This window comes from Burkholderia sp. AU4i, assembly GCF_000466765.1.
In the GTDB taxonomy this organism is placed as follows: Bacteria; Pseudomonadota; Gammaproteobacteria; order Burkholderiales; family Burkholderiaceae; genus Burkholderia; species Burkholderia cepacia.
In genome coordinates, this window is sequence record NZ_ASSI01000367.1 from 1 (window position 1) to 681 (window position 681).

Annotated in this window: 1 protein-coding gene and 1 pseudogene; one reads left to right on the forward strand and one right to left on the reverse strand. The window is 72.5% G+C overall.

Annotated elements, in window-relative coordinates:
• A pseudogene (locus L810_RS49535) lies at positions 1-166 on the forward strand (four-helix bundle copper-binding protein); the annotation flags it as partial.
• A 10-nt stretch (positions 167-176) separates the two neighbouring features.
• Here L810_RS49535 and L810_RS42645 read toward each other — a convergent pair.
• Positions 177-681: response regulator (locus L810_RS42645; protein WP_042978382.1), on the reverse strand; the 505-nt coding region annotated here is incomplete at its 5' end.

The following is a 681-nucleotide window of genomic DNA, read 5'->3' on the forward strand; positions in this document are numbered from 1 at the left end:
GGGTGCGATGGCGCGCCGCAGCGTGCTTGCGCCGGGCGTCTGCGCACTGTGCGCGCATGCGTGCGACCTGTGCGCGGCCGAGTGTCTGCGGCATGCGCACGCCCATTGCCGTCGCTGCGCACTCGCGTGCGAAGCGTGCGCGGCGATGTGCCGCGCGATGGCCTGAGCACGGCCGGCTACGGCGTACGCTGAATCCGGTGGGCGACGCGCTCCAGCAGCGCGTCGAGCACGACCATCTCGACAGGCTTCACGAGATGGTCGTCGAAGCCCGCGCGTTCGGTCCGCGCGAGATCCGACGCGCGCGCGTGGCCGGACAGCGCGACGCAGGTCGTGTCGCGCAACGCGTCGATCGCGCGCAGTTCGTACAGCAACGTGAAGCCGTCGACGTCGGGCATCGTCAGGTCGACGAGCATCAGGTGCGGGACGAAGTCGCGGGCGAGTGCCAGCGCTTCGTCGGCCCGGTAGGCGACGCGCGGCGCGTGTCCCTTCATCTGCAGCAGCACGGCGAGCGTGTCGGCGGAATCCCGGTTGTCGTCGACGACGACGATGCGCAGCGGCGTGGCGACCGGCTGAGCGATGGCGGCCGGCTCGGGCACGCAGACGCGTTCCGTGCGCCCCACCCGGTCGATCGGCAACCGCACCGTGAACGTCGCGCCGCGGCCGGGCCCGGCGCTTTCGGCG